Raw genomic sequence first — 16,681 nt, 5'->3', positions numbered from 1 at the left:
AGTTATTACACTCCTAATGATTTTTTGAGTGGTTGTAGTTGTTCAACTAGTTGTAAAACTTTTTTAGCAAATCTAAACATTTTCATATTTCTCATAAATTTTTCTTCACCTTCTTGTTGCCAAGCAATATGATATGTATCTTTATTTGCAACTAAATCAGCAGCATTAATATAACTATCAAGTAATGCAATTTGATAGTGAGATTTTAAAAGTGAAAATATATTTGTATTTGGTATAAAGAATAGATTGTCAAATTCTAGTTGCTCAATTCTTGATGGAAGATCAATTTCATCATCACCGAAAAGCGAAGAAAATTGTTTTTTAATTTCTGTTTTATCCATACTAATACATCTATTAAGAATTAAATTAATAGTAGGATTAGAATCAAAGCTTTTGATTAATCTAATAGTGGTTTTTACATTATCAACTTGATCGTAATCATCATTGATTGGAATGTAGTAGTTAAGAGAATTCATATCACTTTGAGCAAGAGAATTTAAAATTGCTTTTGTGTCATTTCCTCCTCCACAATCTATGATATTTATTTTATTTAGATCTTGTGAAAAACTATCAAAATATACTTGGTCTAATACATCTTCACTTTCTCGAATTTGAATGCTTTTAAATTTAATGTGATTTGATGAAATAGAAATTTGATTATTATCATCTATCTCATATACTGAAATTTGTTTGTCCATAGAATGTAAAATAAGAGGTAAAATCATCGAACCTGTTATTGTTTTTCCAACGCCACCTTTTGTGTTACATACAACATGTGTATTAATATTTGTTTTTTGATTCTTTTTCATTTGTTTTCCTTTTAAAACGATTTTTTTAAATCTTGTATTTTTTGAACAAAATGTTCAACTTCTTGATTAAATGCTTCATTTTTTTGATTATTTGAATTTAGATAATCAAGTAGATTGCTTTTTGTTAGTGAGAATTCACTAAATATTTTAGATGTTGGAATATAGAAGATATTATCAACAGTTATTTCATCTATTCTTGATTTTATTCCTATTTTTTTATCCCCGAACAAGCCTATAAATTGTTTTTTTATCTCATTTTTATTTAATGAATTACATTTATTCAGAATCAAATATATTTTTGGATCGATACTAAATTCTTCGATTATTTCTATTGTCTTGATTGCAAGATCTACTTCAATTGCATTATCAGTTAGTGGAATATAATAATTAACTCCCATACCTAGTTCTTCTAGTAACTCAAAAGCATCTTTATTTATATCAACAATGTTTATATTTCTTGTTTTTTTGAAAAGAAAATCAATATACTCTGAACTAATTTTCTTACCAAAATTTTGTAATTGAATTGATTTTGTACCTATATGAACCAATTCGAAATTTTGTTGCTCATCATCAATAACATTGAAACTATCTGGGTGATAAATAGTTAGTGTTCTATCTTCTTTATGTAATAATGTAGCTAATATTTCAGATAAAGTTGTAGTACCAACTCCACCTTTTAAACTACACACTACAAATGTATTTGTATTTTCTTTTTGTGACATCTTTTGCCTTTCTTCTGTTGTTTTATATCGTGTTAATTTTGCTTGTCTTTGATTTTGCCGTAGGGATTAAAGGGTAGGCAAAACAAAATTAACCATTCCCTTAGCTCATAAATATTGGCTAACTATTTTCTTTGTGAACTAAATTTTGTATTTGAGCTAATTGATTAAATTTACATTTTATGTTGGCATTTAAAGCTAGATTTTTAAGTGTAAATTCTTCAAGATTTTTATTTACTACTACTTCATCAATGGTAAATAATTGATTTTGATAATTTATTGTTTGACTTTGTAAGTTTTCGATATCTTGTATCTTTATATCTTCTAAAAAGTCTTTAAAATTATCTAGTGTCATTTGATTATTGTTAAGTAAAGAACTAAATATCTTTTTTCGATGCAGTCTTTCACTTGTTTTAGGCTTCAATCCATCTGCTTTTAACCAATCATAAAATTTATCAAAGAGTTCAATTTTTTGATTTTCATCAATCATTTTCTTCTTCCTCTTCTTCTTTATGGATATTGTTATATATATTATTATATGTGTCCGGATTCCGGATTATTTAATTCATTTTCCGAACAGTTATAATTCGTTTTATGGATTCTAGTTCACTTTCCGGACAACTGTCCAATTTCAAAATTTACAAATTCATCCCACCATTTATTTGTTGTTTTTAAAAAACCACTTTCTGGGTCTTTTTCTACTAGATTTTTTTCAGTTAATTTTTTAATTGATTCATATGTAGCAGTTCTTCCAAAATTAAACATTTGACCTAATGTTTCAATTTTTCCATAATACCAACCTTTGAATTTACTATCTGGGTTATTACTAAGATGATATATTGCATTTGCAATGCAATAATCATTATTTGAAAGGTCATATTTAACACGTGGATGATGTTTTATTGTTGTATAGTCCGCTAATCCTGTTTGCTTATCTTTTTCACTCATATATTTATCCTCACATGTGTGTAATTGTAAAAAACTAAGTTACTATGTTGTAGTATTCACTTAGTTAAAGCCTTAAGCCGTTTTAACAGCTCTCTCTTAGCCACTTCGCCAAAGTCTTTTAAGAGGGAGTTACTTTTTTATATTTCTTTTTTGTTTTTGGTCATCCATCCATTTTTGTATCTCCAGGACACTATATAAGCTATGAGCAAACCCTTCAATAGGTATAGGCTCAACAAAATTACCATTCTTTATTATTTCATCAAGTTTTGTTTCTCCTATCTTTATATATTCAGTAAGTACTTCTGCTTTTTTAATAAATTTATCTTCATTCATTCTTTTACTCCCTATTTTTTTGATAAAAATTCAGCAATATCAAAAATATTAAATTGATATTTAGTGCTTTTCATACCATCTTTCCTTTTCACTTCTTCGCTTTTAAATGGTGGTAATTTACTCCATTCTTCAGCCATTATTATTCTAGAAAATGTCCTCAAACTTATTCCTATTGTTCTTGTCATTTGAGTCGCATTTAAAACCATTTTGTTTGGGTACATAGCTTTTATTTCATTTATAATCATTTTTACTTTTTCCGAATTTGTCATTATTCTTCCTTATTTTGTTTAATCCTAAATCTTTGAAATTAATCAAAGTAAATTGATATATGCCTTTGACCATATATCCCCGCATAACAGTTGACCCTTTAATTAAAAAGTAAAACAACCTTAAAAACAGTCACTATTGTTTCTAAGCACTAATATCCAGTCCGAAGTGGCTATTTATATCTATTAGCTTTGCATATTAAAGAACTTGTTATAATCAACTTGTTATAATCAAAAAGCCAAGTGACTCATTTTGGCTAATCATTGAGTGTATTATACATTCTTTTAGAATGTATGTCAAGTTCTTTTTGAACTTTTTTATTAAATGATATTATTTGATAAGGGTAAAAGATATGGATGTTAAAATTACAACTGAAAAAATGAAAATTGCAATGGATGTTACTTCATATTCAGAGTTAGCAAGTCAACTTAATATAACTCTTTCTACAATAGATAGTTGGAAAAAAAGGAATGCCATACCAAATAAGTATTTACTTAAAGTTGCAGAAGAGACAGGTGTTTCTCTTGATTGGCTTTCAAGTGAAGATAAACCAACTTTTCATATTTCAGGTGGAACAAAAAATATATCTCAAGTAAATGGTGGAACAATTAATCAAGGTTCTGAAAATGAAGATGAACTTGAACTTTTTGAAGAATTTAAGAAAATTGAAAATTTAGCAAAAATGACAAAAAAAATGAATTTTTTAAAAGAAGAATTGGAAAAAATAAAAAAAGAATTGATAAATTATCTGTAGATGCTTCAAACTTTAAAAATAAATTACAATTAGCAATTCTTATAATAAAATGTAACGTAAATCAAATTATGTTGATAATTAAAATATAAGGGATTAATATTTAAAAATTATATTATATTCTATGAAATTAAAAAAGATAAAATACTTATATTTAAATATTTCTAAATGGATGTATAAATAATGGAAGAGTTACTAAAAAAAATCAATGGAAATCTAATTGAAATTAAAAGTAAATTAGATAAAGATACTTTTAATATAAGTGGTGGGAATGGTAATATTGGACAAAATAATAATAACTACTATCTAGCTCAAAGTATTTTAACTAACCATTTTTTTAAAGAGTACTTTAAAATTAGAACTAGAAAATCTGTAAATGAAAAATCTAATAAAGAATATAATTTAACAATAGTAAAACTATTTAGATATATAGTTTGTTTTTTAGGATTTTTATTTTTTGCTTTTGCTATTTTTTTATTATTTTCAGATTTTAATAATTTCATTGGAATAGATCGTAAAGCTGAATCTATATTAAATTTGTTAGCTTCTTCTTTGATTATATTTTTAATTACATTTTTTCATTATATGATAGATAAAGCGTTTACAAACGACAAAAATATAATTGAGCTAAATCTAGAACCATATGATAAGGGAAAATTTTATTTTAAGATAGATTTGATTTTTCTTGCAATAATATTCTGTGTAGTTGTTTTTATTTAAGAGTATAAATAAAAAAAGATAAAGGTACTTTTTCAGGTATCAAAAAAGTAATTCAATCTTGAAAAGCCATAAATTGGCTAGTTTTATTAATAAATTTAGTTCCAGATAGTTCCTATAAAATTACTCCCAAAAAACTAATTATCTAATCAAATAAGCTTTTAAAGCTTATTTGATTTATATATTATATATATAAATATATATTTATATAGAAAAAATTATCTACTTACGTATCTAGCAACAATATCACCCATAGCAGTTGTATTTAACACCTCTTTTGCATCAAATGCTGCTAAATCTTTTGTTCTATATCCATCTTTTAATACTGCTTTTATTGCTTCTTCTATCATATCTGCTGCTTTTACTTCATTTAAAGAGTATCTTAGCATCATTGCTGCACTTACGATTGTTGCTATTGGATTTGCTATTCCCATTCCTGCTATATCTGGTGCTGAGCCATGTATTGGTTCATATATTGCTGTTTTATCTCCTGTTGAAGCACTTGGAAGTAATCCAATTGAACCAACTACCATTGAAGCTGTATCTGAAAGAATATCACCAAAGATATTTCCTGTTACGATAACATCAAATTGTTTTGGGTTTCTTACAAGTTGCATTGCTGCGTTATCTACATACATATGAGTTAATTCAACATCTGGGTAATCTTTTGCTAATTCATTCATAGTATCTCTCCAAAGTTGAGAAACTTCTAAAACATTTGCTTTATCAACAGAACAAACTCTTTTACTTCTTTTTCTTGTAAGTTCAAATGCTGTTTTACCAATTCTTACAATTTCTGGTTTTGTATAAACCATTGTATTAAATGCTTTAAATCCATCATTTTCTCTTGGTTTTCCAAAATAGATTCCACCAAATTCTCTTACAATCATAATATCAACACCTTGAATTACTTCAGGTTTTAAAGTTGATGCATTTACTAATTCGTCATAAATAATTGCAGGTCTTAAGTTTGCGTATACACCCATTTCTTCTCTGAATTTTAATAATCCAGTTTCTGGTCTTAATTCTCTAGGAAGTGTATCCCATTTTTCTCCACCAATTGCACCAAACAAACAAGCATCAGAGTTTAAAACTCCATCAACTGTCTCTTGTGGAAGTGGAACACCAGTAGTATCAATAGCATACCACCCATTAAATACTCTTTATAATTTAATTCAAAATCACATTTTTTTGCAGCTGCGTTTAATACTTTTATTGCTTCATCAACGATTTCTGGACCTATCCCATCACCTTTGATTATTGATATATTATAGTTTTTCATTTTTTATTTCCTTTTTATAATTAGAATGCAGATTGAATTACTCCACCATCTGCTCTTAAAATAGCACCATTTGTTGCACTTGATAAAGCACTTGCTATATATACAATCATATTTGCATCTTCTTCAACTTGGGCAAATCTTTGAATAAGTGATGTTGGTCTTACATTTTTGAAAAAATCTTTTTCAACTTCTTCAAATGTTAAATTATTTTGTTGTGCAAACTCTTCAATAAATTGTACAACACCTTCAGATTTTGAAGGTCCTAATAAAATGGCATTTGAAGTAACATTTGTTCCACGTGTAAGTTCAGCAATTCCTCTTGATACAGAGATTTGAGCTGTTTTTGTCATACCATAATGAATCATCTCTTTTGGAATTTGAATAGCTGATTCGCTTGAAATAAATATAATTCTTCCCCAATTTTCATTTATCATTGAAGAAAGATAGTGTTGAGCTAGTCTTACTCCACTCATTACATTTACATTGAACATATGTAGCCACTCTTGTTCAGTAATATCTTTAAAATTTTTTGGTTCAAAAATACCTAGATTATTTATTAAAATATCAATATGAGGAATTTTAGATATTAATTTATTGCAACCAATATTATCTTTTAAATCAGCAGTTATTCCTATTATTCTTCCTTTAGGAAATTCATTTTTTAGTTTTGAAACAGCATCATTTACTTTTTTTTCATTTCTTCCATTAATTATTACATTTACACCTTCTTGTAATAATTTTCTAGCAGTTTCAAATCCAATTCCTTGAGTTGAACCTGTAATTAAAGCAGTCTTATTTGCTATTTTTAAATCCATATAATAATCCTTTATGATTTATGAAATAAATATATATAAAAAAAATCGCATAGTAATCGCTTTTTGTAATTTCCCAATATTGCGAATTTTGTGCGATTATAATTAAATAAGATTACATTCTTGGAACAAAAACAATAAGGCAAAATGAATGAATAAAATAAATGATTTAAGTATTAATATAAAAATAATCTTTGGATTTTCTATACTTATTTTTATGATAATTTTTATAAGTAGTTATTCTATTTCTAAAATAGAAGATTTAGCATCAATTACTTCAAGATTTTATAATTATCCTTATCAAGTGAGTAATATAACAAAAGCAATAAGTTTTAGAATTACTTTAGAAATAAGTGCTGTTAAAGATATCGCTTTAACAAATTCAAAAGAAGAAAAACAATTAGCTATTGAAAAAATTAGTAAAATTGATAAAGAGATATTTGGTTTATTTAAAGAGTTAGAAAACTCTTTTTTAGGGGATAAAACAAAACTTAATGAAGCAAAAAAACAGTTTATTACTTGGATTCCTTTACGAACAGAAGTTGTAGATGCGATGATTAGTGGAAATATGCAACTTGCTGGAAAACTTATCAAAGAAAAAGCTATGCCCCATGATGTGATTTTATATAAACAAATGGATGAATTGACAAAATTGGCTGAAAAAAATGGAAAAGAGTTTTATGAAAATTCAAAAAAAATAAAAGAGAATATTTTAAATATCATACTTGCAATTTTTTTAATTAGTATAGTTTTAGCAGTTTTGATTACTTATACAATTTTTACAGATATTAAACGTTCTTTAAAAACTTTTCAAGAAGGATTACTCTCTTTTTTTAGGTACTTATCAAATGAGTCAAAAGATATTGAGTTTATGAAAGAGAGTGATACAAATGAGTTTGGAAAGATGTCAAAAATTATAAATGAGAATATATATAAGATAAAAGATGGAATACAAAAAGATAATGAAACAGTTGAAAATGTTTTAGCTGTGGTTTCTCAAATTAATAAAGGTTATTTGAATGTTAAAGTAGAAAAAGTCCCAAATAATCAACAACTTAATAGTTTATGTGAAGCTTTTAATTTGATGATAAATGAATTAAGATTAAATATAGAATCAATTTCTGTTGTTTTAAAAGAGTTTAGTAGTTATAAATTTATAAACAAAGTTGAAATAAGAAATCAAAAGGGTGAAATCGCTGAGTTTATTGAAAATATTAATTTTTTAACAGAAGAGATTTCAGAATTATTAAAACAATCTTTATTAAGAGGAATTACTTTAGATTGTGCTTCAAATAGATTAATTGAGTATATAAATACTTTAAATGATTCTACAAAAGATACAATTATCTCTTTGGATAAAACAAATGATTCTTTAAAAAATATTACAAATGTAATTGTAGAAAGTAATGGAAATATTTCTCAGTTGAGCAAATATGCACAAGAGTTAAATATTTCTGCAAAAGAGGGACAAAAATTAGCTTTAAATACTTCTAACTCTATGGATGAAATTACTAATCAAGTTAATTTAATAAATGAAGCAATAATGATAATTGACCAAATTGCTTTTCAAACAAACATATTATCACTAAATGCAGCAGTTGAAGCAGCAACTGCTGGGGAAACAGGGAAAGGGTTTGCAGTTGTAGCAGGAGAAGTTAGAAATCTTGCAAGTAGAAGTTCAGAAGCTGCACGTGAAATAAAACAATTAGTTGAAAATGCCACAAATAAAGCAAATGAAGGTAAGTCTATTTCAAGTAGTATGATAAAAGGTTATGATGAACTACTTGAAAATATAAATAAATCAACTTTGATGATAAATACAATTACTAATTTAAGTACAAACCAAGAAAAGGATATTTTAGAAGTTAATAATATTATTGATGATTTAGATTCTCAAACAAAACTTAATGGTTCAATTATGAATCAAACTTATGATATCGCAATTCAAACTGAAAAAATCGCAAAAAATATATTCAATGAAGCAAATAATAAAAATTTTATAGGGAAAGAAGAGATTATGAAAATAGATAGGTAAAAACCTATCTTAAAACTATTTTTCCCAAGATAAATTTTTAATTTCTCATATATAAAAGGTAATTATTGACTTCAATCAATAATTACCTTTTACTATTTAAGTACTATTCGAAAAAATTATTTTAGGAAAAATGAATTTGGGAAAAGAGATTAAATTGAGTCTTGAATCTTTTTTATTGTCAGAAACTGATGAAAAAGGAATTATAAGATATGCAAATGAAGAGTTTTGTGAAGTTTCCGGTTTTAAATTAGATGAATTAGTAGGAAAACCACATAATATTGTAAGACATAAAGATATGCCAAAAGCTGCATTTGAAGAGTTATGGAAAACAGTAAAAAGTGGTAAACCTTGGAAAGGTTTTGTAAAAAATGCTACAAAATCGGGGGATTATTATTGGGTTTTTGCAACAGTATTTCCTTTTACTTCGTGTGATGGTTCGAAAGGCTATATCTCTTGTAGAAGAATTGCTTCAAGAAATGAAATAGAAAAATATGAAAATATTTATAAAAATATGAAGTAGGAAAGATAATGGGAATAATAAAATTTTTAAAAACAATGTCTATTAGAAATAAAATAAAAGTTATAAGTGTTTTTCCTTTGATATTTATAATTATTTTATCTTTTTTTCTAAATTTTAACACATACAAAAAAGTAAACCAATTAGAAGATATGAAAGAGTTAGCAAATCTAAATGTTAAAATATCTTTATTATTGCATGAAACTCAAAAAGAAAGAGGAATGAGTGCAGGTTATATAGGAAGTAATGGCGTTAAATTCAAAGATAACTTAACAGAACAAAAAGAACTTACAAATAAAAATATAAATGAGTTTAAAAAAACTGTTCAAACTTTAAACTCTGAGATTTTTCCTTTAAATGCTTATACTTTAATATCAAAGATATTAAAAGAGTTAGCAACTTTAGAAGAAGTTAGAAATGATATAAATAATTTGAAAATAAAAAGTAGTACGGCTCTAGTTTATTATACAAATATAAATTCTATGCTTTTAGATTTTATTGCACTTACAACAACTAAAGTAGAAAAAGAGAAAGATACAAGAACATTAATAGCCTATTATAATTTTTTGATGGCAAAAGAGAGAGCAGGTCTTGAAAGAGGGATTGGTTCAAATATTTTTGCTTCAAAAAGTTTTGCTCTAGGAGCATATGAAAAATATGCTGGATTAGTATATGAACAACAGATTTTTATTGATGGATTTTTAAAATATTCATCAGATGAAAATAAAAAGTTTTTCCTAGATAAAATTAATCACTCTTCAATAGATGAATTAAAAGAGATAAGAAAAAATCTGTTATCTTATGTGGATAATAAAGATGTAAAATTAGATTTAGAACCAACTCTTTGGTTTAGTAAAATGACAGAAAAAATAAATATTTTAAAACAAATTGATGACTATCTTTCACAAAATTTAATAGAACAAATAGAAAAAGATTTATCAACTCAAACTAAGTTCATGTATTTTTTAGTAATCATTAGTTTAAGTATTATTTCTTTAATAATCTATTTTATAATCTTCTTTAATTCAAGTATAACTCGTGCTATTGATAAAATATACAAAGGTATTGAGCAGTTTATGAAATACCTAAATAGAGAGATAAATGAACTTGAATATATAGACTTAAATACAAGAGGTGAGTTGGGAAAACTTGCTAAAATGGTAAATTTTAATATAGATAGAATAAATGGAGATTTAGAAAAAGATTTACTTTGTGTAGGTGAAGCAACTATTACTTTAGATAAATTTCAAAAAGGTTATTATTCTTGTAGAGTGAACTCAAAAGCAGCTAATCCACAAGTTCAAACTTTAGCAAAAACAATAAATAAAATGCTTGATACTCAGCAAAAAATTAACTCTGATATTTTAAAAGTTTTAGCCCAATACTCAAACTATAACTATCTAAATAGTATAAATAATAATGATATTTATGGGGAATTAAAAGAGTTAGTAGATGGAATAAATAATTTAGGTGAAGCTATTACATCAATGTTATTAGAAAATAAACAAAATGCATTGATCCTTCAAAAAGGTTCAAATCAATTAACAAAAAATGTAAATCAATTAAATAAAGCTTCAAATGATGCAGCAGCAAGATTAGAAGAAACAGCAGCAGCTGTTGAAGAGATAACAAGTAATATAATACAAAGCACTCAAAATGTAGCAATGATGGCAAAAAATGCAAATGAATTAAGTAGTTCAGTTATAAGTGGAGAAAAATTAGCTGAACAAACTGTTAATTCTATGGAAGAGATAAATATTCAAGTAAATGCAATAACTGAATCAATCTCAATAATTGACCAAATAGCATTTCAAACAAACATTTTAAGTCTAAACGCAGCTGTTGAAGCAGCAACTGCTGGAGAAGCAGGAAAAGGATTTGCTGTTGTTGCTCAAGAGGTGCGAAACTTAGCAAATAGAAGTGCAGAAGCAGCCCATGAAATAAAAACTTTAGTTTCAAATGCAACATTAAAAGCAAATGATGGTAAACAAATAGCTGCTTCTATGATAGAGGGTTATAATCATATAAGTCAAAATATAAATAACACTATAAGTTTAATAAATGATGTATCAAATGGCGCAAATGAACAAAAAGTTGCGATGGAACAAATCAGTGATGCTATAAATAGTTTAGATAAACAAACTCAAGTAAATGCAAATATTGCAAACCAAACAAATGATATTGCAACTCAAACCTCAGTATTAGCAAATAATATTGTAACAGCTGTTAATACAAAAGAATTTAGAGGAAAATAAGAAAGGAGAAAATAGTAATTTTCTCCTTTTCTAATTTTAAAAAAGTTCTATTTTATATCCAGTGTTATTTTGATTACTAATTAAATCTTTATGAACTTTATTTCTAAGTCTAAATAATACAGATCTAAAAGCAGCATAACCTGCTGGTTCATCTTGCCAAATTGCATATTCAAGTTGTTCTTGAGATACATTATGACCTGGACTGTCACAAAGATATTTTATAATTTTTGTCTCTTTTGTAGTCAATTTAACAGGTTCATCACCATAATATAAAATCTCTTTTTCTTTATCAAATAAATAACCATATTTTAATTGAATAGTACGTGACCTTTGTTCATTGTTTAGTTCTAGTTGATGAAGTAAAGTTTTATTTACATTTTCAACAGCTTCAAGTTTTTTTATTTTGGCATTATCTTCTGCAGATTTTTTCAGAGCAATTTCTATTGCAGCGTGTAGATTTGATTTTTTGTAGGGTTTTAAGATATACCCATAAGCAAAAGTTTCAGAAGCTTTTTTTATAGTTGCTACTTCTGAATTTGCTGTTAAAAAAACAACAGGTGTAGTAGGAATTATATTTTTTAATTCTTTAGCAAGTTCAATTCCTGTTGTAGGTCCTTTTAAATAATTAATGACAAAGCTGCAATTAGACTTCTCTTTGTAAATTTTTTCATACCATACCTCTCTTGTTAAATTATGAAAGGTAAGATTATTCAAATCCAATCGCAAATTTATCGCAAATTAAATATCTTCAATCTCTTTTTTATAAGAGCCTAAAACTTTTATATTATTACTATGCTTATTTAAAATCTTTTTTACATTAGAATCATCTTTATGACCATCAAATTCAATAAAAAATGTAGATATTCCTTTTACAATATGTGATTTTATTTTATTTAGATTTATTTTATTCTCTTTAAAGTCATTTAAAAAATCAATCAAACAACCATATTTATTAGGCAATTGAACTATAATTGAAGTTTTATCATTTTTGGTTTTTTTTGTTGATTCTTTACTAATGATAAAAAATCTAGTTTTATTATTTTTATTATCTTCAATATCATTAAATAAAATTGGTATATGATTTGTTTTAGCAGCAAGTTTAGAACAAATTGCCGCACTATTTGGTATTTGTGAAGCCAATTTAGCTGCTTTTGTTGTTGAATCAACATATTCATATTTAGTCTCATTTAGATGATAATTTTCTAAAAAGATTGAACATTGGTCAAAGGCAATATCTTTTGAATAAATTATTTTTATATCTTCAATTTTATTGCAATTACTAACAAGTGTATGATGAATATCCAAAATAGTTTCACCAATTATATTTAAGTTATAAGTATCAAAACAGTTAATTGTATCTCCAACTATTCCATTAGAACTATTTTCAATTGGTACAACTCCATATTTTGCTCTATCTTCATTTACTTCATAAAAAATATTTTTTATAGAATTAACTGAATAATATGTTTTACCTATACCAAATTTATTTATGGCAGCCTCTTGAGTATAACTTCCTTCAGGACCTAAATAAACAATCTTTTCATCGATTTTTTCATGTTCTAACTCTAAAAACATTTCATTTTTAATATTTTCAATAAAGTTATTATTGTATGAAAAGAAATTGGTATCTTTAAAATCTTTTAAGAGTTTATTTCTTTTAGACAAAAGTTTTAATATTTTTTTATCAATTTCTTGAAGTTCTTCTTCTTTTTTAGTTGATTTATTACTCAAAGTTAATTCCTTTTTTATATAGTTATTAACAATAATATAAAAAAAGAATCGTAAAAAAATCGCTTTTTTAATATATCTGTTTTAACCCTTTCTTTATGGATATTGCTCTATATTATCACTTTTTTATATGTTTGATTGGAAAGAGATGAGATGAAAAGATTTGATTTATTTATTATTGTTTATTGTATTATCATAGTTTTATCTGTGATGTATGCAACGCAACCACTACAACCACTGCTTGCACGTGAATTTAATGTTTCTATAACAAAAGCTTCGCAGTTTACAGCAATTATCATGCTATTTTTAGCAATTTCACCAATAATTTATGGATATTTATTAGAAAAAGTAAATGCTAAAAAAATGTTAATAAACTCTTCAATAGTTTTATTTGTTACAAATATTTTTTTAGGATTATCTACAAATTACGAGTGGTTTTTACTTTTTAGAACAATTGAAGCCTTAGTTGTTCCTGCAATTCTTACTTCACTTATGAGTATTTTGGCAAGTATTGATAAAGAAAATGTCAAATTTAATATGTCAATTTATGTTGCAGCTACGGTTTTTGGTGGTTTAGTTGGAAGAATTTTTTCAGGATTTATAGCAACTAATTTTTCTTATCAATATGTATTTTACTCTTTATCTCTTGCTATTTTAATATCAATTTATTTTGTAAATAAATTATCTTATGAGGGTGAAGCAACGATTGTAAAACCTAAAATAAGTGATGTATTATCAATATTAAAAGATAAAAGATTTTCAACTATATATTTATTGATGTTTTGTGTATTTTTTGTTTTTGCAGGAGTTTTAAATGTATTACCTTTTAGGGTAAAAGATATCTCTTCTCAAACATCTGAATTTCAAATATCTTTACTTTATTTAGGATATGGAATGGGAATTTTAGTCTCTTTAAATTCAAAAAAGATTATCAAATATTTTAGAAATGAAATAAACACTATTTTAATTGGTTTGATATTCTTTTTATTTATAACTATATTTTTAACTGTTCCAAATATTATTACAATGTTTATGTTGTTATTTTTATTTTGTTTAGGAATGTTTACGGTTCATACTGTAAGTACAGGTTTAGCAAACTCAATGAAATCTTCACAAAAATCTTTAACTTCAGGAATGTATCTTACTTTTTATTATTTAGGTGGAGCAATGGGTTCTTATATTCCTTCAATTATTTATGAAAAATTTGGATGGAATGTTGTTATATATATGTTTTGTGCCATTTTATTTATGATTATGCTTTTAATTGTAAAAAGAAGAAGAATATTTTAAAAGGAAATAATATGTTCAAAATAACAAATATTGACCATTTGGTTTTGACAGTAAAAGATATAAATAAAACTGTTGAATTTTATGAAATATTAGGAATGAAAAAAGAGATTTTTGGTGAAAATAGAGTTGCTTTAAAATTTGGAAATCAAAAAATAAATTTACATAAATTAGGAAATGAATTTGAACCAAAAGCCTTTAATGTAAAAGAGGGGAGTGCTGATTTGTGTTTTATTATTGATTCAAAACTTAGTGAAGTAAAAAAATATTTAGAATCAATTGGTCTAAAAATAGAAGAGGGGATCGTTAATAGAACAGGTGCAAATGGAAAAATTGAATCTATTTATCTACGTGACCCTGATATGAACCTAATTGAACTATCAAATTATATTGAAGTTTAATTCTCTGGCATATCTTTTAATAGAGTCATTCTCATCCAAGCAGAAGTAGTGATTTTAACTCCTACTTCTTTTGACATTTTTAAAGCTTGTTCTTCTATCCAATCTTTCTCTTTTTGATTAAGTGCAACAGGAATAGCTGTATTTCTAACCTCTTCAATAGCTTTTTTAGGGCGACCTGATATTTTCTTTTTTGAACTCTCTTCTAAAACTTTTTCATCAGTTTTGATTTTTGATGAATTTAGTTTTAATTTATCTGCATATCCCATTTTAAGCCTTTAAAACTTTTTTTAGATTAATCATATCTTCTATTGCATTTCTATAAATATGTCTTTTAAATCTATTATTTCCTGCTTTATTTTCTACATATTCACAATCAAATAAAGAGTCTTCTAATATAGATGATTCTCTTACAAATATGATTGGAATTTCAACTTTTCCATAAAGTTTTTTTAATTCTTCTTCTAAATACTCTTTTAGTTCAGTGGCTTTATTATTGTTTTTTGTTCTATTTACTACAATGATGATATTTTTATTTATTTCCATAACATCTTTAAGTGTAGCAAGGGTTGCTTGAACATCAACGATTGAGGTTAATGTAGGAATGATTACTTTATTAACTTGTTTTATTACTTCATTTATTCTTTTATCTTTAAATCCACCAAAATCATAAACTACATTTTCATCAAAAGGAATCTCTTCATACTCTTCACTTGAAACTAAAAAACCTTTTTCTTCAGGCATTAGGTTGTGAGCTGATGAATGTGAGTCATTTGTTACATATGTAAATTCTAACATTTGAGAGATTTGAACAGATAATGTTGTTTTCCCAACACCACCTTTAATACTATAAACAACGTAAGACATGTATTTCCTTAATTATTTCTATATATAAATATATAATATTATATTTTATAGATTGAAATTATAACAAAATATATATTTATATAAAATATATAACTTATATAAAAATAATATATAGTTCTATATATAAATATATTTTGTTCTAAAAATATATAAGAATTACTGTAATTTATTTTTATGTAACTAGCATATAAATATAATCCTACTAGAATTTTAGACAAGGAAATTTAATGAAAAAAAGTTTTATGATTTTAATTATGGGAATATTTGCAAATGCACATTTTTTAACATCAATTCCTAGTAGTGATTATATTAATGAAAAAAAAGATTCAAATTTAAAAATTGATGTTATGTTTATTCATCCATTTGAACAAACTGGCATGACAATGGAAAAACCAATTGGAGTTTTTTTAGAATCAAAAGAGAATCCTTTAGTTTTAGTTGAAACTAAAAAATTTGAGCATAAAGCTTGGAGTACAAATTATCAAATTAAAAAACCTGGTATTTATAAATTTTTTACAGAACCACAACCATATTTTGAAAGAGCAGAAGAAAAATTTATTTCCCATGTTCCAAAATTGATGATTAGTGCTTTTGGAGTAGAAGATGGTTGGGATACACCTCTTGGTTTAAAATATGAAATAATACCTATGGTAAAACCTTTTGGTTTATATTCTGGAAATATTTTTCAAGGAAAAGTTTTACATGATGGAAAACCTGCTTCAAATGTAGAAGTAGAAGTTGAACTTTATAATGAATTTGGTTTAAAAGCTCCAACAGATGCACACATAACTCAAGTAGTAAAAACTGATGACAATGGAGTTTTTTCTTTTGTAATGAATCACAAAGGTTGGTGGGGATTTGCAGCTTTAATAGAAGAGGGTGAAAAAGAGTTTGAAGGTAAAAAATATCCTATTGAAAATGGTGCTTTACTTTGGATAAAAGCTTATTAGGATAAT

19 protein-coding genes and 1 pseudogene are annotated in these 16,681 nt (G+C 25.5%); 8 read left to right on the top strand and 12 right to left on the bottom strand.

Going from position 1 to position 16,681, the window contains the following annotated elements; translation table 11 throughout:
- Window positions 1–5 precede the first annotated feature (5 nt).
- From AELL_RS12100 to AELL_RS12075, 6 genes are all read right to left on the bottom strand, one after another.
- Window positions 6–809 (bottom strand): P-loop NTPase family protein, encoded by an 804-nt coding sequence (locus tag AELL_RS12100; protein WP_118918198.1) that lies wholly within the window; start codon window positions 807–809, stop codon window positions 6–8.
- 11 nt (window positions 810–820) lie between these two features.
- A complete protein-coding gene (locus AELL_RS12095; RefSeq protein ID WP_118918197.1) occupies window positions 821–1,531 on the bottom strand; it encodes a P-loop NTPase family protein in 711 nt (236 codons plus the stop codon).
- 118 nt (window positions 1,532–1,649) lie between these two features.
- Window positions 1,650–2,018 carry a hypothetical protein gene (locus AELL_RS12090; protein ID WP_118918196.1) on the bottom strand — a complete coding sequence of 123 codons (369 nt, stop codon included), beginning with the start codon at window positions 2,016–2,018 and terminating at the stop codon, window positions 1,650–1,652.
- A gap of 116 nt (window positions 2,019–2,134) precedes the next feature.
- Window positions 2,135–2,476: a hypothetical protein gene (locus tag AELL_RS12085; protein ID WP_118918195.1), complete on the bottom strand. Its 342-nt coding sequence runs from the start codon at window positions 2,474–2,476 to the stop codon at window positions 2,135–2,137.
- A 129-nt stretch (window positions 2,477–2,605) separates the two neighbouring features.
- Complete coding sequence (locus AELL_RS12080; RefSeq protein WP_118918194.1) at window positions 2,606–2,809, bottom strand: helix-turn-helix transcriptional regulator; 204 nt, start codon at window positions 2,807–2,809, stop codon at window positions 2,606–2,608.
- Window positions 2,810–2,820: 11 nt separating this feature from the next.
- Window positions 2,821–3,078 carry a hypothetical protein gene (locus tag AELL_RS12075; RefSeq protein WP_118918193.1) on the bottom strand — a complete coding sequence of 86 codons (258 nt, stop codon included), beginning with the start codon at window positions 3,076–3,078 and terminating at the stop codon, window positions 2,821–2,823.
- Between the two features lie 350 nt (window positions 3,079–3,428).
- Between AELL_RS12075 and AELL_RS12070 the strand changes: the two genes are divergently transcribed.
- Together AELL_RS12070 and AELL_RS12065 are read left to right on the top strand one after the other, a co-directional pair.
- On the top strand, window positions 3,429–3,830 hold the full coding sequence (locus AELL_RS12070; protein ID WP_118918192.1) for a helix-turn-helix domain-containing protein: 402 nt from the start codon (window positions 3,429–3,431) through the stop codon (window positions 3,828–3,830).
- 180 nt (window positions 3,831–4,010) lie between these two features.
- Complete coding sequence (locus tag AELL_RS12065) at window positions 4,011–4,547, top strand: hypothetical protein (protein ID WP_118918191.1); 537 nt, start codon at window positions 4,011–4,013, stop codon at window positions 4,545–4,547.
- A gap of 215 nt (window positions 4,548–4,762) precedes the next feature.
- Here the strand turns inward: AELL_RS12065 and leuB are convergent.
- Together leuB and AELL_RS12055 are read right to left on the bottom strand one after the other, a co-directional pair.
- A pseudogene (gene leuB, locus AELL_RS12060) lies at window positions 4,763–5,826 on the bottom strand (3-isopropylmalate dehydrogenase).
- A gap of 20 nt (window positions 5,827–5,846) precedes the next feature.
- Complete coding sequence (locus AELL_RS12055; RefSeq protein ID WP_118918190.1) at window positions 5,847–6,641, bottom strand: SDR family NAD(P)-dependent oxidoreductase; 795 nt, start codon at window positions 6,639–6,641, stop codon at window positions 5,847–5,849.
- A gap of 148 nt (window positions 6,642–6,789) precedes the next feature.
- Between AELL_RS12055 and AELL_RS12050 the strand changes: the two genes are divergently transcribed.
- The 3 genes from AELL_RS12050 to AELL_RS12040 all read left to right on the top strand — a co-directional run bounded on the left by AELL_RS12050 (window position 6,790) and on the right by AELL_RS12040 (window position 11,445).
- Entirely contained in the window at window positions 6,790–8,673 is a 1,884-nt protein-coding gene (locus AELL_RS12050) for a methyl-accepting chemotaxis protein (RefSeq protein WP_118918189.1), read from the top strand.
- Between the two features lie 130 nt (window positions 8,674–8,803).
- Entirely contained in the window at window positions 8,804–9,193 is a 390-nt protein-coding gene (locus AELL_RS12045) for a PAS domain-containing protein (protein ID WP_118918188.1), read from the top strand.
- Between the two features lie 8 nt (window positions 9,194–9,201).
- Window positions 9,202–11,445, top strand: coding sequence for a methyl-accepting chemotaxis protein (locus AELL_RS12040; protein ID WP_118918187.1), 2,244 nt, complete (start codon window positions 9,202–9,204; stop codon window positions 11,443–11,445).
- A 36-nt stretch (window positions 11,446–11,481) separates the two neighbouring features.
- Here AELL_RS12040 and AELL_RS12035 read toward each other — a convergent pair whose 3' ends face one another.
- Both AELL_RS12035 and AELL_RS12030 read right to left on the bottom strand, forming a co-directional pair.
- On the bottom strand, window positions 11,482–12,159 hold the full coding sequence (locus AELL_RS12035; protein WP_192941198.1) for a response regulator transcription factor: 678 nt from the start codon (window positions 12,157–12,159) through the stop codon (window positions 11,482–11,484).
- 24 nt (window positions 12,160–12,183) lie between these two features.
- Entirely contained in the window at window positions 12,184–13,176 is a 993-nt protein-coding gene (locus AELL_RS12030) for a prephenate dehydratase (RefSeq protein ID WP_118918186.1), read from the bottom strand.
- A 150-nt stretch (window positions 13,177–13,326) separates the two neighbouring features.
- Between AELL_RS12030 and AELL_RS12025 the strand changes: the two genes are divergently transcribed.
- Both AELL_RS12025 and AELL_RS12020 read left to right on the top strand, forming a co-directional pair.
- Window positions 13,327–14,463, top strand: a complete 1,137-nt coding sequence (locus AELL_RS12025; protein WP_118918185.1) for an MFS transporter — start codon at window positions 13,327–13,329, stop codon at window positions 14,461–14,463.
- Window positions 14,464–14,474: 11 nt separating this feature from the next.
- A complete protein-coding gene (locus tag AELL_RS12020) occupies window positions 14,475–14,861 on the top strand; it encodes a VOC family protein (protein ID WP_118918184.1) in 387 nt (128 codons plus the stop codon).
- Here AELL_RS12020 and AELL_RS12015 read toward each other — a convergent pair.
- Both AELL_RS12015 and AELL_RS12010 read right to left on the bottom strand, forming a co-directional pair.
- Window positions 14,858–15,127, bottom strand: coding sequence for a hypothetical protein (locus AELL_RS12015; protein WP_118918183.1), 270 nt, complete (start codon window positions 15,125–15,127; stop codon window positions 14,858–14,860). The two genes, AELL_RS12020 and AELL_RS12015, sit on opposite strands and share 4 nt — an antisense overlap.
- Before the next feature lies 1 nt (window position 15,128).
- On the bottom strand, window positions 15,129–15,725 hold the full coding sequence (locus AELL_RS12010; RefSeq protein ID WP_118918182.1) for a nucleotide-binding protein: 597 nt from the start codon (window positions 15,723–15,725) through the stop codon (window positions 15,129–15,131).
- A gap of 227 nt (window positions 15,726–15,952) precedes the next feature.
- On the opposite strand from AELL_RS12010, the gene AELL_RS12005 reads away from it, so the two are divergent.
- Window positions 15,953–16,675, top strand: a complete 723-nt coding sequence (locus tag AELL_RS12005) for a DUF4198 domain-containing protein (protein ID WP_118918181.1) — start codon at window positions 15,953–15,955, stop codon at window positions 16,673–16,675.
- Window positions 16,676–16,681 lie beyond the last annotated feature (6 nt).

Source organism: Arcobacter ellisii, from assembly GCF_003544915.1.
Taxonomy (GTDB): domain Bacteria; phylum Campylobacterota; class Campylobacteria; order Campylobacterales; family Arcobacteraceae; genus Aliarcobacter; species Aliarcobacter ellisii.
Note: the sequence above shows the minus strand (reverse complement) of the source record. Positions and strands in the feature narration are given on the sequence as shown.

What these genes read in the sequence shown, in the direction of transcription:
- AELL_RS12015 (WP_118918183.1), bottom strand. Translation starts at nt 15,127, where the DNA reads ATGGGATATGCAGATAAATTAAAACTAAATTCATCAAAAATCAAAACT.
- AELL_RS12005 (WP_118918181.1), top strand. Translation starts at nt 15,953, where the DNA reads ATGAAAAAAAGTTTTATGATTTTAATTATGGGAATATTTGCAAATGCA.
- AELL_RS12020 (WP_118918184.1), top strand. Translation starts at nt 14,475, where the DNA reads ATGTTCAAAATAACAAATATTGACCATTTGGTTTTGACAGTAAAAGAT.
- AELL_RS12070 (WP_118918192.1), top strand. Translation starts at nt 3,429, where the DNA reads ATGGATGTTAAAATTACAACTGAAAAAATGAAAATTGCAATGGATGTT.
- AELL_RS12065 (WP_118918191.1), top strand. Translation starts at nt 4,011, where the DNA reads ATGGAAGAGTTACTAAAAAAAATCAATGGAAATCTAATTGAAATTAAA.
- AELL_RS12045 (WP_118918188.1), top strand. Translation starts at nt 8,804, where the DNA reads ATGAATTTGGGAAAAGAGATTAAATTGAGTCTTGAATCTTTTTTATTG.
- AELL_RS12085 (WP_118918195.1), bottom strand. Translation starts at nt 2,476, where the DNA reads ATGAGTGAAAAAGATAAGCAAACAGGATTAGCGGACTATACAACAATA.
- AELL_RS12075 (WP_118918193.1), bottom strand. Translation starts at nt 3,078, where the DNA reads ATGACAAATTCGGAAAAAGTAAAAATGATTATAAATGAAATAAAAGCT.
- AELL_RS12010 (WP_118918182.1), bottom strand. Translation starts at nt 15,725, where the DNA reads ATGTCTTACGTTGTTTATAGTATTAAAGGTGGTGTTGGGAAAACAACA.
- AELL_RS12040 (WP_118918187.1), top strand. Translation starts at nt 9,202, where the DNA reads ATGGGAATAATAAAATTTTTAAAAACAATGTCTATTAGAAATAAAATA.
- AELL_RS12080 (WP_118918194.1), bottom strand. Translation starts at nt 2,809, where the DNA reads ATGAATGAAGATAAATTTATTAAAAAAGCAGAAGTACTTACTGAATAT.
- AELL_RS12055 (WP_118918190.1), bottom strand. Translation starts at nt 6,641, where the DNA reads ATGGATTTAAAAATAGCAAATAAGACTGCTTTAATTACAGGTTCAACT.
- AELL_RS12100 (WP_118918198.1), bottom strand. Translation starts at nt 809, where the DNA reads ATGAAAAAGAATCAAAAAACAAATATTAATACACATGTTGTATGTAAC.
- AELL_RS12090 (WP_118918196.1), bottom strand. Translation starts at nt 2,018, where the DNA reads ATGATTGATGAAAATCAAAAAATTGAACTCTTTGATAAATTTTATGAT.
- AELL_RS12050 (WP_118918189.1), top strand. Translation starts at nt 6,790, where the DNA reads ATGAATAAAATAAATGATTTAAGTATTAATATAAAAATAATCTTTGGA.
- AELL_RS12095 (WP_118918197.1), bottom strand. Translation starts at nt 1,531, where the DNA reads ATGTCACAAAAAGAAAATACAAATACATTTGTAGTGTGTAGTTTAAAA.
- AELL_RS12025 (WP_118918185.1), top strand. Translation starts at nt 13,327, where the DNA reads ATGAAAAGATTTGATTTATTTATTATTGTTTATTGTATTATCATAGTT.